Here is a 2,114-nt window from a genome sequence, read left to right as displayed (position 1 = left end):
GACCACGGCCAAGCCCAACGCGAAGAACAGCATCGAGTCGCCGAGCTCGGCGTGTGTTTCGACGGCTCCTGTCTCCGGAACGCGCTCCTCCAACCACTCACCGGCTTCGGTGGTCAACGGTGTCAACACCAACGTGATGACCGCAAGCGCAGCGATCAGCCACACGAGCCGGCGGCGTATCGCGGGCCACACGCTCGCGCCGAGAGCGAGGATCGCCGTCAGTGGCGCAAGCACCACGATGAAGTGGACGAGCAAGATATGAGCTGGCAATCCATTGACAACCGACACGCGAATCTCCCGACGTCTTGACGTTGCTACTACAGCGATTGTAGTAGTTAATTCCGTCGTGTCCAGATTTCGATGTGTCCCACGCTCACGCGTGCCCGCGTAGGTAGACCCTGTCGGCAAGGAATCGATCGACGCAGTCTGTGAAACGCGCGGCGTTCGACGAAGGGTGCGTAGCGTTCAGCTGCCCGTGTCAGCCGTCGAATTCCTCTGATCCGCGCTCGTCCGGCATGGTTCCGGTGATCAGGAATTCGATGCGCCGAGAGACATCGACGGCCTGATCGGCGAAGCGTTCGTAGAAACGACCAAGCAGTGTGACATCGACCGCGGCTGGAACACCGTAGTCCCAACTCGGATCCATCGTCATCGCAAAGAGCCGCTTGTGGTGGTCGTTCATCTGGTTTTCCAGGGCCCAAATGTGGTCGATCACGTCCAGATTGCGTGTAACGAGTAGTTCGCGTGTGGCTGCGACGATCGCGACCGCGATCTTGCCGATGTCGGTGAAGGCATCGTGTGCCGGGCCGGGCAGAACCGGATCCGGATGCCTACGCCGCACTGTCGAAGCGATATGGGTGGCGAGCGCACCCATGCGGTGCAGTTCGGCAGAGATCCTGATCCCGCTGACCACCGTGCGCAGGTCCCCGGCCACGGGTGCTTGAAGGGCAAGGAGGGCGAACGCTCGCTGCTCGGACTCTTCCCCGATCACATCGATAGTCGAGGCGTCGGTGATGACCTGTTCGGCGAGGGTGAGGTCCCCCTCCAGGAGTGCCTGAGTTGCCAGTTGGATGGCGAGTTCGTCGCGCGAGCACATCTCGGCGAGCTTGGCAGCGAGGTCACTCAACTGCCGGGAGTAGTTGACACGCATGACGCCGAGTATGACAACCGCCGGTAACGGAGAAAAGTCCGGCGTTCGAACACTCCGCCGCCGACGGCATCGTTCATGAATCGTTCATCTTCGTACGCCGATCCGTTCATCGGGTGCCTCTACGTTTCAACGCGGAGCGGGCGAAACGCCCGCTTTGCAAGCCATCGAACGCATGCAATCAGCGGCCAGTACTCAACGACGGGCCGCCCCAATTCTTCAGAAGGAGCTACGTGAAGCTCAAGCGATCAAGTGCAGCCGTGAGTCTTGTGGCCGCCGGTGCACTCCTGCTGTCCGCCTGTGGCAGTGACGACAACACCGCCGCAACCGGCAATGTCGGCGCCGAAGACACCTCGAACGTCGAGTGCGGCGGCGTGGACGCGCTCCGCGCGAGCGGTTCCACCGCACAGGCGAACGCGATGGTCCGCTTCGTCAACGCATTCGAGCAGGCCTGCGACGGACAGACCCTGAACTACACCTCCAACGGCTCCGGCGCCGGCGTGAGCGAGTTCACGGGCGGCCAGACCGATATGGGCGGCTCGGACTCCCCGCTCAGCGAGTCGAAGGGCGAGTACGCAGCAGCCAAGGAGCGTTGCGAGGGTGCGGACGCATGGAACCTGCCCGCTGTTTTCGGCCCCCTGGCAATCACCTACAACGTCAGTGGCGTCGAGTCACTCGTCCTCGACGGACCGACTGCCGCCAAGATCTTCAACGGCACGATCAAGACGTGGAACGACCCCGCGATCGCCGCTCTCAACGACGGCGTGACGCTGCCTGACGAGCCCATCAACGTCATCTTCCGTAGTGACGAGTCGGGCACCACCGACAACTTCCAGCAGTACCTCGCGGCTGCATCCGAGGGCGCCTGGACCACCGGTGCAGGCAAGGCCTTCACCGGTGGAACCGGCGAAGGCGCACGCGGCAACGAAGGAACCAGCGCCGCCATCGCGAGCACCGAAGGCGCGAT

General features: G+C 62.9%; 2 protein-coding genes and 1 pseudogene. 1 reads left to right on the top strand and 2 read right to left on the bottom strand.

Features of this window, described 5'->3' with window-relative positions; translation table 11 throughout:
* Together A2J03_RS09785 and phoU are read right to left on the bottom strand one after the other, a co-directional pair.
* Nucleotides 1-288, bottom strand: a pseudogene (locus A2J03_RS09785) (hypothetical protein); the annotation flags it as partial.
* 190 nt (nucleotides 289-478) lie between these two features.
* Nucleotides 479-1,150 (bottom strand): phosphate signaling complex protein PhoU, encoded by a 672-nt coding sequence (gene phoU, locus A2J03_RS09780; RefSeq protein WP_068372771.1) that lies wholly within the window; start codon nucleotides 1,148-1,150, stop codon nucleotides 479-481.
* Between the two features lie 230 nt (nucleotides 1,151-1,380).
* Between phoU and pstS the strand changes: the two genes are divergently transcribed.
* The coding region (pstS, locus tag A2J03_RS09775; protein WP_068372770.1) for a phosphate ABC transporter substrate-binding protein PstS at nucleotides 1,381-2,114 on the top strand (734 nt) is incomplete at its 3' end.

Source organism: Rhodococcus sp. EPR-157, assembly GCF_001647195.1.
Taxonomy (GTDB): Bacteria; Actinomycetota; Actinomycetes; order Mycobacteriales; family Mycobacteriaceae; genus Rhodococcoides.
The sequence above is the reverse complement of the archived record's forward strand: the minus strand, read 5'-3'. Positions and strand labels throughout refer to the sequence as shown.

Bases quoted from the DNA above. Each gene is read 5' to 3' on its own strand.
- phoU (WP_068372771.1), bottom strand. From the start codon at position 1,150: ATGCGTGTCAACTACTCCCGGCAGTTGAGTGACCTCGCTGCCAAGCTC.